Consider the following 19,042-nt stretch of genomic DNA (forward strand, 5'->3'; position numbering starts at 1 on the left):
GGCGTTTCTGCATTGGATTTTCAGTATCAGGGGAGCTTCGCATGGCGGATATCGATGGCCTGGATGAACTCAAGAAACTGACCGACAAAGCAACCTATAGCCGCCTTCAGAAGGATCTCACCGCCGTGAAAAACGATGTTGCAGCCCTGACCGAACAGATCACCGACGCGCTTAATGCCTTTACCGGCCAAGCTACTAAACAAGCCCGCCGCGGCGTCAAGCAAGCCCGTGCGGACGCCGAAGACATGATGTCCGACATGCGGGAGCGCGGCAGCGCGGCCTACGATGCTGCGCATGACGCAGCCTATTCACTGGAGGAAACGCTGGAAGACAGCATCACCCAGCGCCCATTGGCTGCAGTCGGCCTGGCGCTCGGCCTCGGCGTGCTGATCGGGATGGCTTGGCGCCGCTGATTCATATGCGCAGGATTGGAATGTGATGACTGGCGGCGCCCGAGGGTGCCGTCAGTTTTCTTTGTATTTTAGAGTTCGGGTTCGGGGGCTTCCATGCTGAAGGGTATCATCGACGATCTAAAGAACAGCACAGGCAACAGCTTGCGCATGACATCGCTCATGGCACTGGCGGGCTTTGCTGGGTTCGTGGCGCTCTGCTTCCTGTGTATTGCGGCTTTCATCGCGGTGATGCAGCGCTACGGCGTCATTGAGGCCTGCCTCACCATCGCCGGCATCTTTTTGGTCATCGCGGCGATCTTCGCACAGATCTATGCGACCAAGCAGAAGCAGGCCCGCGAGCACGCAGCAGCCGCGGCGCGCGCAGCGGCCAGAGCTGCTGCGAATGCGCCGCTGATCGATCCGATGCTGGTGGCGACCGGCATTCAGATCGCGCGCACGCTCGGCCTCAAGAAGGTTATTCCGCTGCTAGCGCTGGTCGGCGTCGCACTTGGCTATATGGCCAATCGCAGCAGCACTGCGGCAGATGATGGTACGAATGAAACCGGCGACCCCGATGAGGTCGCCGACGATTGATTTAAATTGTCAGCGTGAAGATCAGGTCACACAGCGACCCGGCTGCAGCATCTTTGCCATCTCGCTGAGCACACTCACAGGCGGTTCGCAGCCCACCGCCGCACGCTGCGGTTTGGCATTCATGGGGAGGGGCCGGATATTGACGGCTTCATTCTTGGTTGGAGCCACCACGGGCGCGACGCCCATCCGCAGAAGGACGGACGTATCCGACAGCCCCTGAACGCGGAACGAGAGAGTCTGGCTCTGCTCGTTCTGTGTGGTAATTAGTGATGCCCGGTCGCCCTTGGCAGCCCGGTTGACGCCGCTGGACGCAGCCTTGTCTGAATCGGTCAGCGTGCCCCGCAGATCATTGCCGGAAGCATACTGGATGGCGCCGAACATGGTCGCTCCGGCGACCATTCCCAAGACCAAGCTGGATACCTTTGACATGTGAGCCTCGCCTGCCCTGCGCCGCGTCGTTGCGTGGCGCTCATAATAGGAACGTGCGTCAAGGCTCTAGGGTTCAAGAACGGCGATCACTTAACCGTGTGTTAAATAATTTGACGCCCGCGGGAACGCTTTTCACCCTCGCGCGTCTTCCCGGAAGCCGGTCGTCCCCTGCCCCAATTGACCGGCGACGCGGGGTGGAGCTGTGGTGATGCCAGCTGCACCCCGCATTCTTTTGAGGAATAGGTAAGGCTCTCTCACCCTTCGAAAGAATCGCGGGTGAAGGTATTTCTCTGCCCGCGACGCTCGGTTCATAGAGTTATCTGTTCGGCTTACTTCTTGCTCATCACCATTGGGCATGCACTCGCCGAGAGCGGCGAGAACGCGTCTTCGCCCTTCACCGTGGCGAGGATTCTGAACACGTCATAGCTATCGGTGACCTCGGAAGGCTTCTTGACCTCGGCGAGATACATGTCGTGGACCATCAGATTGTCCGGACGCAGCTTGCCGTTGCGCAGAAAGGCATCGTCAAAGGTGCGCCCCTGCAGATCCTTGACCACAGCGGCAGGATCCTTGGTATTCGCGGCCTCCACCGACTTGATGTAGTTCAGCGTCGAGGAATAGACACCGGCCTGCATCATGCTCGGCGGCTTGCCCATCTTGGCAGCGTAACGCTTGGAAAATGCACGCGTGCGGTCGTCCATATTCCAGTAGAAGCCGGACGTCACCAGCAGGCCTTGCGCGCTCTTCAATCCGACGCTTCGGATGTCATTCACGTCGATCAAGAGCGCAATCATCTTCTGATCGCCGCCCATCAAACCGAACTCTTCTGCCTGCTTGATGGCATTCTGCGTGTCGCTGCCGGCATTGGCGATGGCGATGACCTTGGCGCCCGACGACTTGGCCGTCAGAAGCTGCGAGGAGAAATCCGCCGTGTTGATTGGATGCGGCGCACGGCCAAGCGCCTTGCCGCCGCCCTTCACGGCAACTTCCGTTACGTCACGCTCGAGCGCCTGACCAAAGGCATAATCCGCAACAACGAAGAACCATGTGTCGCCACCGCGCTGAAGCATCGCCTTGCCGGCGACATTGGCCAGCGCGTAAGTATTGTAGGTCCACTGAATGAAGTTCGGCGAGCAGAACTTGCCGCTGAGATCCGCCGAACCGCCGGCCGACGTGATGAACATCTTGTTGCGGTCCTTGGCGAAGGTCTGCACGGCGATGCAAACAGACGACACCGGCACGTCGAGAATGACGTCAACGCCTTCCTGATCATACCACTGGCGCGCAATATTGCCGCCGACATCGGGCTTGTTGAGATGGTCGGCCTGGATCAGCTCGATCGTCTTACCGAGTACCTTGCCACCGCATTCGTCGATCGCGAGCTGCGCTGCCGCCACCGAGCCCTGCCCGCCGTTGTCAGCGAACAGGCCTGTCATGTCGGACAGCACACCGAACTTCAGTGGAGTATCCGCAGCAGCACGAACGATCGCCGGCGAAAAAACTGCAGCGCTGACGCCAGTTGCACCGAGGCCAGCCAGGAATGTACGTCGCTTCATCAATAGTCCTCCCGTTTTTGGTTTTTTGGTATGAAAGTATCGTCGCCCTGCTGTGACGAAGATCATGGTGAGCCGGATGACGCTCCTTTGTCCGGCAGCTCGAATTCAAGCAGCGCAGAGCTGAATGACTTCCCGTGCGTATCCAGCGCGAGCGATCGCACAACACCGCCACCGAGCGCGCCCGTCAGCACGAAGTTCAGCGCGCCGAGCGCCGGCAATTCATAGCGCGTGACGGTGCCGGTGATGGTGTCGCCGAAATGGTCCGCGACGCAATCGGCGGTCACATGCTCGGCCAGAAACGCGAAGTCCCCCATATCGAAAGCGATGACAGAAATGTTGGACCTGTCGCCCTTGTCGCCGCTGCGTGAATGCGCGATCTCACGGAGTTTCATGGTCAGGCCTCCATGAATGTGACTGATGACGTCACGACAGTTTCGGGCAGTAAAGCCGAAGCGACGCCGACGATTTCGCGCGCCGATTTCCAGGCCCCGCCGCCACCGGCAGGCCCGTTGGTGTAGAGCGTCTCGACCTCATTGCCGATCTTCACGGCCTCTGCGAGCGAGTCTGTGCGCCCCGCGACGCGGATGCGGACTTCATAGGGGTCACGGCCTTCGGCCAGGGCGTCACCATGCAGCGCATTGACACCGATCAGGTCGAACCGGCTCTCCGTCATCTTCACGCCGGTGATCGCAAGGCGTTCGCGCACAATCTCAAGCGCCAGACGCCCGCGCGCCACGGCATTGGCACCTGCATAGGAGATCTCGCCCTCGCCGATATAGCTGTCGAGATAGCCGACGGATGTTTTCAGCAAGCCCGTCTTCGGCGCTCCGCTTCCACCTGTGACATGGATGCGATCCGGTCCGACCTCCTCGACACGCACCTGCGAAAAATCGGCAACCACATCCGGCTGGTAATAGCGGGTCGGATCATGAATTTCGTAGAGCAGTTGTTCGGTCACCGTCGCGCGCGTGATCTGGCCGCCCGAGCCCGCGACCTTGGTGACGACGAGATCGCCGTCCTCACGCACCTCGCCGATGGGAAAGCCAAGCCGCGCGAGGCCCTGCACATCCTTCACGCCGGGATCGGCGAAATAGCCGCCGGTGATCTGGCCAGCACATTCCAGGAGATGGCCGACCATGGTGCCTTTGCCAAGCAGGTCCCAGTCATCCATCGCCCAGCCGAATTCATGCACCAGCGGCCCGAGAAACAGCGCCGGATCGGCCGCACGGCCGGTGATGACGACATCAGCGCCACCGGCGAGCGCTTCGGCGATAGGCGCTGCGCCGGTATAGGCATTGGCCGAGATCACGCGGTTGCCCAGCGCTTTCACGGAGCCACCTTCGTCCAGCGCGACATCGGACGCGCGCGCCTGTTCCAGCACATCGTCGCCCGTTACTGCCGCAACCTTAAGACCGGGCAGACCGAGCGCCCTGGCGATGTCACGCGTCGCCTGCGCCGCCGCGACGGGATTCGCCGCGCCCATATTGGTGACGATCTTGACGCCATTCTTTCGACAGATCGGGAGCACCGCCTTCATGCGGTCGGCGAGCAGCGGATCGAAGCCGCCCTGCGGATCCTTCAAGCGGTCCTGTTGGGCCAGCGCGATGGTGCGTTCGGCAAGGCACTCGAAGACGAGATAATCGAGGTCGCCGCTTTCGGCGAGTTCGATTGCCGGTTCGATCCGGTCACCCGAATAGCCCGCACCAGATCCGATCCTGATGGTGCGCACGAGCAGTTCTCCCTGGATCAAACTTGCCTGCAGTCACATCGCGAATAACGCGATCGCCGCATGCCCATCTCCCGATCGCTTTTTGACGGACACGCCACAGGCCCGAGCAGGCGATCACGCGCATGTCGCTTTCGGGCATTGAAGCCAGAAGCTTCCCTCTATTCAATTGAATTAATTCTATCCCATTGATAGAAATTCTCTATGGATGTGAATCTCCGGCAGATCCGGTCTTTCGTCGTCGTCGCCCAAGCCGGCAGCTTCACCCGCGCCGCGGAGTTGCTGCATCTGGCGCAGCCGACGCTGACGGTTCAGATCAGGCGCCTCGAAGAAACCCTCGAGGTGAAACTGTTCGATCGCAACACCCGCTCCGTCGAACTAACGCGGGTCGGCCGCGAACTGCTGCCGGTGTTTCAGCGCATGATCCGCGATCTCGATGCCGTCGTCGTGGATACTCGCGATATCGCGGCCAAGCGCCGGGGCGTCGTCCGGATCGCGGCGCTTCCCTCGGTCGCCGCAGGTGCCCTGCCCGAGGCCATCAAGTCGTTTCGCGAGTTGCAGCCCGGCGCATCTTTCGTCCTGAAGGACGTGATCGCCAACCGCGTCCTTGACCTCGTCCGCTCAGAAGAGGTCGATCTCGGCATCATGGGCGGCAGCGTCACCGGTCACGACGTGGACGTGCTGCTCGAAGTGCGCGACCGCATGCATGTGGTGTTTCCGGCGAAGCACCCGATCGGCGGCATCCGCAAGGTCACCATCGAGGATCTGATGAAATATCCGCTGGTGCTGATGGATCCCGCGACCAGCGTCCGCGCGGTCGTCGACAGCGCCTTCCTGATCGCGGGACACATCGCGCAGCCGACCTGCGAAGCGACCTATATGATGACGGCTATCGCCATGGTCCGCGCCGGCCTGGGCATCACCATCCTGCCCGGCTCCGCTCGCGAGATCGGCGCGGAGCCGGACCTGCGCTCGCGGCAGATCGACGTCGCGGATTTCTCGCGGGCCATCACCATCATCAAGAAAGCCGGCCGCACGCTGCCGCCGATCAGTGAAGCCTTTGGCGATCACCTCGCCAAGTCAATCGGCGCGCAGCCGTTATTTGCGCGCCGCTGATACCCGCGATTACTTCATCGCGTCATAGACTGCGAAGCTGTAGGCACCTTCCGGCTTCTTGGTTATCACGGGATCCGAACCGCCAGACATCAGCGTCGCGACCGTGCGATCATAGTCCTTGACGTCGAGCTTGCCATTGGCATCGCCGAGCAACTTGCTGACCTCGGTCATCATGCGCTTCTGGTCTTTGGCAGTCTTGGCGCCCGTGGAGTCGCCAGCCAGGATGATCTTCACGGCTTCGTCGGGATTGGCCTTGGCATAGTCCCAGCCCTTCATCGACGCCTTTACGAACTTCGCCATCTTGGCGACGAAGGCGGGGTCCTTGAGGTTCTTGTCGAGCACCCAGAGACCGTCTTCCAGCGTCGCGACGCCTTCGTCCTCATATTTGAACACGGTGAGCTGGCTCGGCTTGTAGCCGCCGTCGATCACCTGCCAGTATTCGTTATAGGCCATGGTCGACACGCAATCGGCCTGCTTCTGCAGCAGCGGATCGACATTGAAGCCCTGCTTGATGATCTTGACGCCCGTCGGGGAGCCATCGGTCTTGTAGCCCAGCTTCGACATCCAGGACAGGAACGGATATTCGTTGCCGCCATACCAGACGCCGGTGACCTTGCCCTTCAGATCGGTCGGCTTCTTGATGCCGGTCTCGGCGCGGCAGGTGAGTTCGAGCCCGGACTTCTTGAAGGTCTGCGAAATATTCACCAGCGGCACGCCCTTCTCGCGCGAGGCCAGCGCCGACGGCATCCAGTCCACCACCACATCGGCACCGCCGCCCGCGATCACTTGCGGTGGGGCGACATCGGGACCGCCCGGCTTGATCGTCACGTCGAGCCCGGCGTCCTTGTAGAAGCCCTTCTCCTTGGCGACGAAGTAGCCGGCGAACTGGGCCTGTGCGACCCATTTGAGCTGGATGGTGACCTTGTCCGCCGCTTGCGCGGAGCCGAGCGAGAGAGCCATCGCTGCGCCGAATGCCATGATCTTCTTCATGCTCAACTCCAGAATTGGCGAACCTGCCGAACTAGGTCCGCATCGATGGATGCCAAAACGTCGTCACGCGCTCGGCGAGCGCAACAAGTCCATAAAATGCCATTCCCGCGATCGCGGCCAGCGCGATCTCCGCCCACACCATATCGAGCGCCATGCGCCCGGCTTCGGTGGAAATTCGAAAGCCGATGCCTTGCGTCGGCGTGCCGAAGAATTCCGCGACGATGGCACCGATCAGGGCCAGTGTGGCATTGATCTTCAGTGCATTGAAGATGAAAGGTAGAGCAGCGGGAAGATACAACTTGATGAGAGTCTGGGCATAGCTCGCGCCGTAAGAGCGCATCAGGTCACGCTCGATATCGCCGGCAGCTTGCAGACCGGCCAACGCATTCACCAGCATCGGGAAGAATGTCACCAGCGCCACGACCGCGGCCTTCGACGGCCAGTCGAAGCCGAACCACATGACCATGATCGGCGCGACGCCAACCAGTGGCAGTGCCGAGAAGAAGTTACCCAAGGGTAGCAGCCCGCGGCCGAGAAATTCAAAGCGATGCGCGAGGATCGCCACTAGAAGCCCGGCGCCACAGCCGATGGCATAGCCGATCAGCACACCACGGATGAAGGTCTGCACGAAATCCGCGCCCAATATCGGCAGCGACGCCATGAATTTCGTAGCGGCAGCGCTCGGCGACGGCAGCAGCACCGGCGGCACGCCCGCCCCGCGCACCACAACTTCCCAGAGATAGAACACGGCCGCACCGAACAGCAGCGGGATGGCCAGATCGATAGCCTTGCGGAATACACTGCTGCGCGGCCTCAGCCCGGCCAGCGCAACAACGCAGATCCACGACGCCAGCCAGACGCCGATCACCACCATCCAGAAGCCTGATGCCGCATCGCCGACGATCAAGGGATCGCGGAGCAGCATCAGTGTCATATCCGCAGTGATGCCTGCGCCGACAAGCCCGATCACGATGGCAGGCAGGCCACGGAAGCCGGCAGCGAAAGCGAACACAAGCACAATGACGCCGGTCAGCAGAAACGTCAGCGGGCGCGCCATCAGCGCGGCGACAGGCACACCCGAGAGCGGCAATGGCAGCATCAGTGTGATCAGCACGCACACCGCCGACATGATGAAGCCCAGGCGGATCTGGCGACGATTCATGCACGCGCCCCCATCCGCTGCGCCACCTTGCGTTCGGCATAGCTGACGATGGCGATCAAACCAGAAGCCAAAACGGCTGCGGCAACCAGCGCCGACCAGATCTGGATGGTCTGGCCGTAGTACGAGCCGGCCAGCAAGCGCGCGCCGATGCCGGCCTCGGCACCGGTCGGCAGTTCAGCGACGATGGCGCCGATCAGCGAGATGGTGATGGCGACCTTGAGGCTGGCAAAGAGATACGGCACGGCCGATGGCCAGCGCAGTTTCGACAGCACCTGTCTAGATGTCGCCGACCATGTGCGCATCAGGTCCATCTGCATCGGATCGGGCGAGGTAAAGCCTTTCACCATGCCGATGGTGATGGGAAAGAAGCTCAGATAGGCCGAGATGATCGATTTCGGCAGCAGGCCCTGTAGGCCGACGGCACCGAGCACCACAATGAAGATCGGCGCCAGCGCCAATATGGGCACCATCTGCGAGCAGATGATCCACGGCATCAGGCTACGCTCCAGCACGCGGCTGTGCACGATGGCGAGCGCCAGCACGATGCCGAGCAGCGCGCCCAGCGCGAAGCCGAGCAGCGTCGCCGACAGCGTCACCATGGAATGATAGACGAGGCTACGCGGCGCCGTCGGCGCATAGCCGAACACGCCGTCGATGAAAGCACCGACCACCTGATGCGGCGCCGGCAGCAGCGGCCGTTCCGCGCTCATGGTGCCTTCCAGCAATTCCATCGTCGTGTAAGGCGCTTCCTCGCGCTCGAAGCCGCCGCGCACAAGCGACAGGTTCATCAGCACGGCGCCGATGTACCAGACGACGATCAGCACCGCGACAATGGTCACCACCGGCGCGCTACCCTTGACCAGCGGATGCGTGCGCCATGCCGCACGCGCGACCGGCATCGTATCCACCGTGCTACTCGTCATAGGAATGTCCGGCGCGCAGCCCGGTGCGCACGCGCTGCGCGATCGCCATGAATTCCGGCGTCTCGCGAATTTCCAGCGTGCGGTCGCGCCGGAAATTGCAGTCGATGATATCAGTGATACGGCCCGGCCGCGGCGACATCACCACGATCTTGGTGGAAAGAAACACCGCTTCGGGAATCGAATGCGTCACGAACAACACGGTCTTGCGGGTCTTGGCCCAGAGCTGCAGGAGCTGTTCGTTGAGATGATCGCGCACGATCTCATCCAGTGCTCCGAACGGCTCGTCCATCAGCAGCAATTCGGGATCGAACGACAGCGCCCGTGCGATGGAAACCCGCTGCTGCATGCCGCCGGAGAGCTGCCAGGGAAATTTCCGCTCGAAGCCGGTGAGATTGACGAGGTCGAGGTAGCGCGCGGCGCGCTGCTTTTGTTCGGTCGGCGAAAAGCCCATCAGCTCCAGCGGCAGCTTGAGATTGGCCTCGATGCTGCGCCAGGGAAACAGCGCCGGCGCCTGAAATACATAACCGTAATTGCGCCCGAGCCGCGCCTGCTCCGCGCTCATGCCATTGACAGTGACGCTCCCAGAGCTTGGCTGCTGCAGATCCGCGATCACACGCAGCAGCGTGGTCTTGCCGCAGCCGGAGGGACCGATGAAGGAGACGAACTCCCCGCCACTGATTTGCAGATCGACATTGGATAGCGCTTCGACCTTGCCGTCGGCCGTATCGAAAGTGAGCGACACCTTGCTGACATCGACCGCAACGGGGCGTGTCACTGTGGATTGATAGATATGAGGTTCAGCGTCGGCAGTTGAGTTCATGCGCACCGGTTCGACCAGAAGGGTCACGCAGCCCCGCCACCCCGTCAAAGCCTATGAGCCCTGCGGGACGTGGCAATTTGCCGCTTATCGAGGGATGATATCGGCATTGATCGCTGCATCAACACAATACTGTCAGCCCCCTCCTTCTGCCCGCTGATAGTTTGCGCAAGCGAAGAGGACTTATTGAGCAGGTATCATCCGGCGCGCTCTGGATGGCTTCTGGCCAAACGAAAGCGGCCGGGCACATGGCCTAGCCGCTTCGATGTCAATCAATACCAGCGAGATCAGGACGCCCGAAGTTAGGGCGCCTTGAAATCAGGATGCCTTGGCTGTCTTGTTCTTTGAGTTGCGCTGGAAGAACAGCGCCTGGCTGGCGACGGCCGAGACCATCGCGGGCTGGAACGGCTTCGAGATCAGGAAGGCCGGCTCCGGACGTTCGCCAGTCAGGAAACGCTCCGGATAGGCGGTGATGAAGACTACCGGCACTTCGAAGATACGCAGCAACTCGTTCACCGCATCAAGACCCGAGCTGCCATCGGCGAGCTGGATATCGGCGAGGATCAGGCCGGGCTTCTTGTTCTTTGCGAGCGCAACCGCATCTGCATGAGTGCGTGCAACGCCGATGACGTTATGACCGAGATTCTTCACGAGGCTTTCGAGATCCATCGCGATGAAGGTCTCGTCCTCGATGATGAGAACGTCGGTGGCGATTTCGGCGGCCATTTCTCGGCCGGCCGTATCGGCCAGTGTACGCACTTCCGCCACATCAGCATCGAGTACGAAGGCGACTTCCTCTTCCGAGAAGCCTTCGAGCGACAGCAACAGGAAGGCCTGTCGTGGCAGCGGGGTGATGTTGGAAATGCGCTTCTCGGACGCGGCCTGCAGCGGCGCGACGTCCGGATTGTCGTTCAAGGCGACAGAGTTCCAAATCTGGGTGAACAGGCGAAACAAGCCGGCACGGGCTCCGTGTTGCTCGTCGAGCAACGACTGGTCCTGCAGCAACGCTTCCAGCATGGCGCCTACATAGGCATCGCCTGAGGCCTGGTTACCTGTGAGGGCGCGGGCATAGCGCCGCAACAGCGGCAAGTGTTCAGCTACGAGCTGTGATCGGGACATCCCCACTCCATCCTGTCTGGTCAAAGACGACTCTACGTCAAAGTCGAAGGGGTATTCGGATACAATCCGGCTCCCTCGTTGTGCTTGTTTACGCCCCAGCCAGACAAAAGTTCCATCGGGTCGGAACTTTCGGCCACGCTCCGCATTAGATCGCCGACAGACGCCGCAAAGGCTTCAAAAATCAAGAAAATTTCTCAAATTCCAGGGACATGTCTTCTGGGGAATGTGGAACGGGTCATGAAAGATGTGAAGCCAAAGGGCGGATTAAACGCCGAAATCCAGTCACGGATCGGGCATCAGTTGCGCGCTATGTACGACGATGTCGTGCGACAGGGCGTGCCAGACCGATTTGCGGAGCTGATCCGCAAGCTGGACGGGGCTGAGGCTCAAGCCCAGATCGCTGGCGATCCCGGCAAAAATGAAGGAGGGGAATAATGCCTCTCACAGACTCACTCCGCGACGACATTCTGGCGTCGGTGCCTAGCCTGCGCGCCTTCGCGATCTCGCTCTCCGGCAACGGTGACAGGGCCGATGACCTCGTTCAGGAAACGCTGTTGCGCGCTCTCGCCAATATCGACTCCTTCCAGGTCGGCTCGAATCTCCCTGCGTGGTTGTTCACCATTCTGCGCAACCTGTTCCGGTCGGACTATCGCAAGCGGCGACGGGAAGTTGAGGATGCGGACGGTAGCTATGCCAAGACTCTGAAGACCCAGCCGGCACAAAACGCCCATCTGGAATTTGAGGAGTTTCGCGCGGCGCTTGAGAAGCTTCCGCAGGATCAGCGCGAAGCGCTTATTCTCGTCGGCGCATCGGGCTTCTCCTATGAGGACGCGGCCACGATCTGCGGCTGCGCCGTCGGCACCATCAAGAGCCGCGTCAACCGCGCGCGTTCGAAGCTCAGCGCTCTTCTCTACGTGGATGGCGCGGAAGACTTCGGCCCGGACGATACCGTCCGCGCAGTGATCGGCGGATCGGGCGGTTAGTTCGATCCGCAATTGAGGCAAGACAAGCGGTCACTTCGGTGGCCGCTTTTTTTGTGCGAGTTGGTATGAGTGTATCAGCAGCGCACCGACTTCTTCCGCAATCGGGGCGAAGGAACCGCCACCATCTTTCCGCCACACAGAAAGTGCCCCTCGCGCTCACATCGCCGGGGATTTTTGTTGATGCACATGCCATTAACGCCTCGCGACTGCTGTACGAGGACCAACCCGGGATGCCTGCCTTTCGACCACGAACAATCTCGCTTGCCGCCGCACTGAGCATCGCCTGCGCCGGCCATGCCCTCGCGCAGAAGCGATACGATCCCGGCGCATCCGACACCGAGATCAAGATCGGCAACATCATGCCCTATAGCGGGCCGGCTTCGGCCTATGGCATCGCGGGCATCATCGAGGCCGCTTATTTCCGGATGATCAACGATCAGGGCGGCATCAACGGCCGCAAGATCAATTTCATCAGCTATGACGATGCCTACAATCCGGCCAAGGCCGTCGAGCAGGCCCGCAAGCTGGTGGAATCGGACGAGGTGCTCGTGGTGTTTAACCCACTAGGCACACCGTCCAATGCGGCGATCCAAAAATATCTCAACATCAAGAAAGTGCCGCAACTGTTCGTCGCCGCCGGCGCAACCTATTTCGGCAATCACAAGGCTTTCCCGTGGACGATGGCGTGGCAGCCGCCCTATGAGAGCGAGGGCCGCATCTATGCGAAATATCTGCTGAACGAAAAGCCCGACGCGAAGATCGCGGTGCTCTATCAGAACGACGACCTCGGCAAGGACGTGCTGAAGGGCCTGAAAGAGGATCTCGGCGACAAAGCTGGGGGCATGCTGATCGCCGCCGAAAGCTATGAGGTCACCGAGCCGACCATCGATAGCCACATCATCAATCTGAAAGCCTCCGGCGCCGATACCTTCATCAGCGTCACGACACCGAAGTCGGCGGTCCAGAGTATCCGCAAGGTCTCCGAACTCGGCTGGAAGCCGCTCTACATCCAGGGCTATGCCAGCGCCTCGATCAGCTCCGTGCTGAAGCCGGCCGGACAGGACATCGCCCAAGGCATCCTGTCGGCCTATTACGCCAAGGACGGCTCCGACCCGCAATGGGACAATGACCCCGGCATGCAACGTTTCTACGCCTTCCTCGCAAAATACGCGCCGGACGCCCGCCGCAACGACATCTCCGTGGTCTATGGCTACGGCGCAGCTCAGACCATGGTTCAGGTGCTGAAGCAGGCCGGCGACGATCTCACCCGCGCCAATGTGATGAAGCAGGCCGCCAGCCTGAAGGACTTCGCGCCGGACACGATGCTGCCGGGCGTCAAGCTCAACACGTCCGCGACTGATTTCTACCCGATCGAACAGTTGCAGATGATGCGCTTCAAGGGCGACAAATGGGAGTTATTTGGCCCTGTGATCTCGGGCGAGATCAGCCGCTGAATTATACCGGGGGACGGCATATCCATTGCCCAATAAAGCAGCCCTTCGCGGTGTCATCGCGAGGGGCTTTTTGTTGCCGCATACACGCGAACGGTGTTCAATCCGGCCGGAGCCGCAAAGGCCCGCAAAACAAGACGAATAAAAATCAGGGAGTTCTGAAATGCCTTCGATCCGATCGCGCGCACTGGCTTTGTCGGTTGCCGCGGCCTTCAGCGCCGCAGCCAGCGGCAGCGCGCTGGCCCAGAAGAAATACGACACCGGCGCCACTGACACCGAAATCACGATCGGCAACATTATGCCGTATAGCGGCCCTGCCTCGTCCTACGGACTGATCGGCAAGACTGAAACCGCCTATTTCAAGATGGTCAACGACCAGGGCGGCATCAACGGCCGCAAGATCAATTTCATCAGCTACGACGACGCCTATTCGCCGCCCAAGGCGGTCGAGCAGGCCCGCAAGCTGGTCGAAAGCGACGAGGCACTGTTCATCTTCAATTCCCTCGGCACGCCGTCGAATACCGCGTTCCAGAAATACATGAATGCCAAGAAGGTGCCACAACTCTTCGTCGCCACCGGCGCCAGCAAGTGGAACGATCCGAAACACTTCCCGTGGACGATGGGCTGGCAGCCAAGCTACGCGGTGGAAGCACAGATCTATGCGAAGTATCTGATGAAGGAGAAGCCCGACGCCAAGGTGGCGGTGATCTATCAGAACGACGATTTCGGCAAGGACTACCAGAAGGCGTTCAAAGAAGCGCTGGGTGCCAAGGCTGCCACGATGCTGGTCACCGAAGAGAGCTATGAGATTTCCGAGCCGACCATCGATTCCCACATCGTGAAGGTGAAGTCGCTCAATCCCGATGTCGTCGTCCATTTCGTGACGCCGAAATTCGCAGCCCAGGGCATCAGGAAGATCGGTGAACTCGGCTGGAAGCCGCTACAGCTCGTCACCAATGTCAGCGTCTCCGTCGGCGCAGTGATGCAGCCCGCCGGCTTCGACAATGCGCAAGGCGTGCTGTCGGCCGACTACCGCAAGGACGGCGCTGACTCTCAGTGGAAGGACGACCCGGGCATGAAGAAATGGTCGGCTTTCATCGACAAATACATGCCGGGTGCCGACCGCACCGACAACAGCCTCGTCTATGGTTATGGCGCCGCGCAGACGCTGGTGAAGGTGCTGGAGATGTGCGGCGACAACCTGTCCCGCGAGAATGTCATGAAGCAGGCGGCAAGCCTGAAAGACTTCGCGCCAGACACGCTGCTGCCGGGCATCACCATATCCACCTCGGCCACCGACTATGCACCGATCGCGCAGTTGCGGATGATGCGCTTCAAGGGCGACAAGTGGGAGCTGTTCGGCGACGTGATCAATGCCGACACGACTTCGCCGGACTAGTACCGCAGCACTTTGCACTGCACCACTAGAATAACGGAGCCCCTGCGATTTGGTCGCAGGGGCTTATTCTTGTGACCGGCGCATCAGGGGTATTCAATGCGGACAGGAGTCGCAGAACTCCACCAAAGACCTGGGAAGAAATGATCACGGAGATCCATGATGCTCGCACGATCCATGCGCCTTGCAGCACTGCCTGCTGCTATGGCGCTTCTGGCCGCCAGTGTATCCGGCGCGCTCGCGCAGAAGAAATACGACACCGGCGCCACCGATACGGAAATCAAGATCGGCAACATCATTCCTTACAGCGGCCCCGCATCTGCCTATGGAACGATCGGCAAAACCGAGACCGCCTATTTCAATATGATCAACACACAGGGCGGCATCAACGGACGCAAGATCAATTTCATCAGTTACGACGACGCCTATTCGCCGCCGAAAGCCGTGGAGCAGGTGCGAAGGCTGGTCGAATCCGACGAGGTGCTGGTGGTGTTCAATCCACTGGGTACGCCCTCGAACACCGCGATCCAGAAATATCTGAACGGCAAGAAAGTGCCGCAGCTTTTCGTTGCCACCGGCGCCACCAAGTGGAACGATCCGAAGAACTTCCCGTGGACGATCGGCTGGCAGCCCTCCTATCAGAGCGAAGCGCAGATCTATGCGAAGTATCTTCTGAAGGAGAAGCCGAACGCGAAAATCGGCGTGCTTTACCAGAACGACGATTTCGGCAAGGACTATCTGAAGGGCTTCAAGGACGGCCTCGGCGACAAGGCAGCATCGATGATCACCATCGAGGACAGCTACGAGATCGCCGAGCCGACCATTGACACTCATGTAGTGAAGCTGAAAGCTGCGAACCCCGACGTGCTAATGATCTTCACGACGCCAAAATTCGCGGCACAGACTATCAAGAAGACCGCCGAGCTTGGCTGGAAGCCGTTGCAGATCCTCGCCAATGTCAGCGTCTCCGTGGGAGCGGTGATGCAGCCCGCCGGCTTCGACAATGCGCAAGGCGTGCTGTCGGCCTCCTACACCAAGGACGGCACCGACTCCCAGTGGAGGGACGATCCGGGCATGAAGAAGTGGAACGCGTTCCTCGACAAATACATGCCGGACGCCAACAAGGCGGATTCGAGCACGGTCTATGGCTATGGTGCTGCGCAGACGCTGGTCAAGGTGCTGCAGATGTGCGGCGACGACCTGACTCGGGCGAATGTCATGAAACAAGCCGCCAGCCTGAAGGACTTTACCCCCGACACGCTGCTGCCGGGCATCACCATCAATACCTCGCCCACCGATTTCGCGCCTATCTCGCAATTGCAGATGCAGCGCTTCAAGGGCGACAAGTGGGAGCGCTTCGGCGAGATCTTCAGCGCCGACGTCGCGACGCAATAGCTCAGTTGCGGCAGCAGTTCTGCTGCATCAGCGAACACGAATTATACCGCCCCCGCGACATCGTCGCGGGGGCTTTTTCTTGCTGCGAAATGCAGGCGGGTGTTGAATGCTCTCAGGAGCCGCAGAGCTCCTTGTCAAGAAACGTGACACATCACAATTGATCAGGGAGATCAGAAATGCCCGTAATTCGTCTGCGCCTGGCCGCACTTCCGGCTGCTTCTTTGGCTGGCTTGGCTTTGCTCGCCGCATCTGCCACCGGCGCGCTCGCCCAGAAAAAATATGACACCGGCGCCTCAGATACCGAAATCAAGATCGGCAACATCATGCCCTATAGCGGACCCGCCTCCGCCTATGGCGTGATCGGAAAAACCGAGGAAGCCTACTTCAAGAAGATCAATGCTGCTGGCGGCATCAACGGCCGCAAGATCAACTTCATCAGTTATGACGATGCCTATTCGCCGCCAAAAACCGTCGAGCAGGCGCGCAAGCTGGTGGAATCGGACGAAGTTCTGCTGGTGTTCAACTCGCTCGGCACACCGCCGAACTCGGCGATCCAGAAATACATGAACAGCAAGAAGGTGCCGCAACTGTTCGTGGCCACCGGCGCCACGAAGTGGAACGACCCGAAGGACTTCCCCTGGACCATGGGCTGGCAGCCCAACTACCAGAGCGAGACGCAGATCTATGCGAAATATCTTCTGAAGGAAAAGCCCGGCGCGAAGATTGCCGTCCTTTACCAGAACGATGATTACGGCAAGGACTACCTCAAAGGTCTGAAGGACGGCCTTGGCGCAAAGGCCGCTTCGATGATCGTGGTGGAGGAGAGCTACGAGACCTCCGAGCCGACCATCGACAATCACATCGTCAAGCTAAAGTCGTTGAACGCCGACGTGTTCGTCAACATCACGACGCCGAAATTTGCGGCACAGGCTATCAAGAAGGCCGCCGAGATCGGCTGGAAACCGATGCACTTCCTCAACAACGTGTCCAACTCGATCGGCAGCGTGATGAAGCCGGCCGGCTTCGAAAACTCGCAGGACATTATTTCCGCTGCGTATCTGAAGGACGTCGCGGATACCCAGTGGAACAACGACCCCGGCATGAAGGAATTTCTCGCCTTCCTCGATAAGGATTTTCCGGAAGGCAACAAGCTCGATGGATTGATCGTCACCGGTTACGGGGTCGCCCAGACGCTGGTTGAGGTTCTCAAGAAGTGCGGTGACAACCTGACCCGCGAAAACGTCATGAAGCAGGCGGCCAGCCTGAAGGACTTCCGAACCGAGGTGCTGCTACCCGGCATCAAGATCAACACATCTTCGACCGACTTTGCGCCGATCAGCCAGCTTCAGCTGATGCGTTTCAAAGGCGATAAATGGGAGCTGTTCGGCGAGGTCATTAGCGCTGATGTAGGCGGCTGATCGCCCTCATTCCACATAACGGAAAATACGTAAGGCCCGCGTCAAAAACAGCGCGGGCCTTATTGCGTTTTGGTCGCTTTCCATTTGAGCCATTGTGCAATCGCGGTATGACTATCTCGCAGGCGCAAAAGAGCCTGCAGAACAAGAAAATCTCGCCTTGCAAGCAAGGGAAGGAACTCAAATGTCTGCCACGTCCGCGCGGCTATTGTCGCTCTCGGCCGCCACCATGTTGCTCGCCATTTCCTCGACCCACGTCCTGGCCCAGAAGAAATACGACACCGGCGCCAGCGACACCGAAATCAAGCTCGGCAATATCGTGCCCTATAGCGGTCCCGCTTCGGCCTATGGCGCGGTGGGCAAGGCGCAGGCAGGCTATTTCAAGATGATCAACGATCAGGGCGGCATCAACGGCCGCAAGATCAACTACATCAGCTATGACGATGCCTATTCGCCGCCGAAGGCTGTTGAGCAGACCCGCAAACTGGTCGAGTCCGACGAAGTGCTCTTGATGTTCTCGGCGCTCGGCACGCCGTCCAATACGGCGATCCAGAAATATCTCAACGCCAAGAAAGTGCCGCAGCTGTTCCTCGCCACCGGCGCAACCAAATGGGCCGATCCGAAGAACTTCCCCTGGACCATGGGCTGGCTGCCCAGCTACCAGAGCGAAGGCCGCATCTACGCCAAGTACCTGCTTAAGGAAAAGGCCGGCGCGAAGATCGGCGTGCTCTTTCAGAATGACGACTTCGGTAAGGATTATCTCAAGGGCGTCAAGGACGGCCTTGGCGACAAGGCCTCGTCCATCGTCATCGAGGAGAGCTATGAGCTCACCGAGCCGACCGTGGATTCCCACATCGTCAAGATGAAGTCGGTCAATCCCGACGTTGTCATCATCTTCGCGACGCCGAAGTTTGCCGCGCAGACAATCAAGAAGATCGCCGAACTCGGCTGGAAGCCGACCATGATCGTGCCGGGCGTCAGCGTCTCCATCGGCCAGGTACTGCGTCCGGCTGGCTTCGAGAACGCGCAGGGCCTGTTGTCGGCACATTATTCCAAGGACGCCACCGACCCGCAGTGGAAGGACGACCCGGGCATCAGGGCCTACCGTGAGTTCTTGGCCAAGTATGTGCCGGACGGCAATCCGTCGGACAGCTCGCTGATGTCCGGTTACAACATCGCCGAGACCATGGCGATCCTGCTCAAGCAGTGTGGCGACGATCTCACCCGCGCCAATGTGATGAAGCAGGCGGCGAACCTGAAAGACGTCCAGCAGTCGACGCTGCTGCCGGGCGTCAAGGTCAACACCTCGCCAACCGACTTTTCGCCCATTGAGCAGATGCAGCTGATGCGGTTCGAGGGCGAGAACTGGAAGCTATTCGGCGACGTGCTGACCGGTGAACTCGGCGAAAGTGGCAAGGGCGGTTAGCTCTTACTTCCCCTCTCCCCCAGCGCAGCGAAGCTGTGCGCCGCGGGAGAGGGTGCCTGAGCGAAGCGAAGGCGGGAGAGAGCTCCTTGCTTCTTAAGCGAAGCCCCCCTCTCCCGTCTCGAACCGCTCCGCGGTTCGATCCACCCTCTCCC

General features: G+C 60.1%; 19 protein-coding genes. 10 read left to right on the forward strand and 9 right to left on the reverse strand.

The window, feature by feature from the left end:
• Nucleotides 1-41: 41 nt before the first annotated feature.
• Both SFY93_RS26645 and SFY93_RS26650 read left to right on the forward strand, forming a co-directional pair.
• The gene (locus SFY93_RS26645) at nucleotides 42-413 is read left to right on the forward strand and encodes an ElaB/YgaM/YqjD family protein (protein ID WP_175368300.1); all 372 of its coding nucleotides are present in this window, start codon (nucleotides 42-44) and stop codon (nucleotides 411-413) included.
• A 93-nt stretch (nucleotides 414-506) separates the two neighbouring features.
• On the forward strand, nucleotides 507-986 hold the full coding sequence (locus tag SFY93_RS26650; RefSeq protein ID WP_320445216.1) for a hypothetical protein: 480 nt from the start codon (nucleotides 507-509) through the stop codon (nucleotides 984-986).
• 21 nt (nucleotides 987-1,007) lie between these two features.
• Here SFY93_RS26650 and SFY93_RS26655 read toward each other — a convergent pair whose 3' ends face one another.
• The 4 genes from SFY93_RS26655 to SFY93_RS26670 form a co-directional block, all read right to left on the reverse strand.
• Nucleotides 1,008-1,415, reverse strand: a complete 408-nt coding sequence (locus tag SFY93_RS26655; RefSeq protein ID WP_089265433.1) for a hypothetical protein — start codon at nucleotides 1,413-1,415, stop codon at nucleotides 1,008-1,010.
• A gap of 329 nt (nucleotides 1,416-1,744) precedes the next feature.
• Nucleotides 1,745-2,971 carry an ABC transporter substrate-binding protein gene (locus tag SFY93_RS26660; RefSeq protein ID WP_093756826.1) on the reverse strand — a complete coding sequence of 409 codons (1,227 nt, stop codon included), beginning with the start codon at nucleotides 2,969-2,971 and terminating at the stop codon, nucleotides 1,745-1,747.
• A gap of 62 nt (nucleotides 2,972-3,033) precedes the next feature.
• The gene (locus SFY93_RS26665) at nucleotides 3,034-3,363 is read right to left on the reverse strand and encodes an AtuA-related protein (protein ID WP_320445217.1); all 330 of its coding nucleotides are present in this window, start codon (nucleotides 3,361-3,363) and stop codon (nucleotides 3,034-3,036) included.
• A 2-nt stretch (nucleotides 3,364-3,365) separates the two neighbouring features.
• The gene (locus tag SFY93_RS26670; RefSeq protein ID WP_320445218.1) at nucleotides 3,366-4,700 is read right to left on the reverse strand and encodes an acyclic terpene utilization AtuA family protein; all 1,335 of its coding nucleotides are present in this window, start codon (nucleotides 4,698-4,700) and stop codon (nucleotides 3,366-3,368) included.
• 201 nt (nucleotides 4,701-4,901) lie between these two features.
• Here SFY93_RS26670 and SFY93_RS26675 point away from each other — a divergent pair, with 201 nt between their 5' ends.
• Nucleotides 4,902-5,813 (forward strand): LysR family transcriptional regulator, encoded by a 912-nt coding sequence (locus SFY93_RS26675; protein ID WP_120291763.1) that lies wholly within the window; start codon nucleotides 4,902-4,904, stop codon nucleotides 5,811-5,813.
• A gap of 9 nt (nucleotides 5,814-5,822) precedes the next feature.
• Here the strand turns inward: SFY93_RS26675 and SFY93_RS26680 are convergent, their stop codons facing one another.
• The 5 genes from SFY93_RS26680 to SFY93_RS26700 form a co-directional block, all read right to left on the reverse strand.
• Entirely contained in the window at nucleotides 5,823-6,803 is a 981-nt protein-coding gene (locus tag SFY93_RS26680; protein ID WP_320445219.1) for an ABC transporter substrate-binding protein, read from the reverse strand.
• 31 nt (nucleotides 6,804-6,834) lie between these two features.
• A complete protein-coding gene (locus SFY93_RS26685; protein ID WP_414716989.1) occupies nucleotides 6,835-7,965 on the reverse strand; it encodes an ABC transporter permease in 1,131 nt (376 codons plus the stop codon).
• The gene (locus tag SFY93_RS26690; protein ID WP_231081067.1) at nucleotides 7,962-8,864 is read right to left on the reverse strand and encodes an ABC transporter permease; all 903 of its coding nucleotides are present in this window, start codon (nucleotides 8,862-8,864) and stop codon (nucleotides 7,962-7,964) included. The genes SFY93_RS26685 and SFY93_RS26690 overlap by 4 nt, the downstream gene beginning before the upstream one ends.
• 13 nt (nucleotides 8,865-8,877) lie before the next feature.
• A complete protein-coding gene (locus SFY93_RS26695) occupies nucleotides 8,878-9,708 on the reverse strand; it encodes an ABC transporter ATP-binding protein (protein WP_120291931.1) in 831 nt (276 codons plus the stop codon).
• Nucleotides 9,709-10,023: 315 nt separating this feature from the next.
• Nucleotides 10,024-10,824 carry a response regulator gene (locus SFY93_RS26700; protein ID WP_068735059.1) on the reverse strand — a complete coding sequence of 267 codons (801 nt, stop codon included), beginning with the start codon at nucleotides 10,822-10,824 and terminating at the stop codon, nucleotides 10,024-10,026.
• Nucleotides 10,825-11,061: 237 nt separating this feature from the next.
• Between SFY93_RS26700 and SFY93_RS26705 the strand changes: the two genes are divergently transcribed.
• The 7 genes from SFY93_RS26705 (at nucleotide 11,062) to SFY93_RS26735 (ending at nucleotide 18,890) form a co-directional block, all read left to right on the forward strand.
• On the forward strand, nucleotides 11,062-11,259 hold the full coding sequence (locus SFY93_RS26705) for a NepR family anti-sigma factor (RefSeq protein WP_068735402.1): 198 nt from the start codon (nucleotides 11,062-11,064) through the stop codon (nucleotides 11,257-11,259).
• The gene (locus SFY93_RS26710) at nucleotides 11,259-11,807 is read left to right on the forward strand and encodes a sigma-70 family RNA polymerase sigma factor (protein WP_068735058.1); all 549 of its coding nucleotides are present in this window, start codon (nucleotides 11,259-11,261) and stop codon (nucleotides 11,805-11,807) included. Before SFY93_RS26705 ends, SFY93_RS26710 begins: the two co-directional genes overlap by 1 nt.
• 230 nt (nucleotides 11,808-12,037) lie before the next feature.
• A complete protein-coding gene (locus tag SFY93_RS26715) occupies nucleotides 12,038-13,261 on the forward strand; it encodes an ABC transporter substrate-binding protein (RefSeq protein WP_320445220.1) in 1,224 nt (407 codons plus the stop codon).
• A gap of 160 nt (nucleotides 13,262-13,421) precedes the next feature.
• Nucleotides 13,422-14,657 carry an ABC transporter substrate-binding protein gene (locus SFY93_RS26720; RefSeq protein ID WP_320445221.1) on the forward strand — a complete coding sequence of 412 codons (1,236 nt, stop codon included), beginning with the start codon at nucleotides 13,422-13,424 and terminating at the stop codon, nucleotides 14,655-14,657.
• A gap of 156 nt (nucleotides 14,658-14,813) precedes the next feature.
• Nucleotides 14,814-16,049 carry an ABC transporter substrate-binding protein gene (locus SFY93_RS26725; protein ID WP_320445222.1) on the forward strand — a complete coding sequence of 412 codons (1,236 nt, stop codon included), beginning with the start codon at nucleotides 14,814-14,816 and terminating at the stop codon, nucleotides 16,047-16,049.
• Between the two features lie 176 nt (nucleotides 16,050-16,225).
• Nucleotides 16,226-17,467: an ABC transporter substrate-binding protein gene (locus SFY93_RS26730; RefSeq protein ID WP_320445223.1), complete on the forward strand. Its 1,242-nt coding sequence runs from the start codon at nucleotides 16,226-16,228 to the stop codon at nucleotides 17,465-17,467.
• Between the two features lie 181 nt (nucleotides 17,468-17,648).
• Nucleotides 17,649-18,890 (forward strand): ABC transporter substrate-binding protein, encoded by a 1,242-nt coding sequence (locus tag SFY93_RS26735; RefSeq protein ID WP_320445224.1) that lies wholly within the window; start codon nucleotides 17,649-17,651, stop codon nucleotides 18,888-18,890.
• Nucleotides 18,891-19,042 lie beyond the last annotated feature (152 nt).

The organism is Tardiphaga sp. 42S5 (genome assembly GCF_034044155.1).
Classification (GTDB): domain Bacteria; phylum Pseudomonadota; class Alphaproteobacteria; order Rhizobiales; family Xanthobacteraceae; genus Tardiphaga; species Tardiphaga robiniae.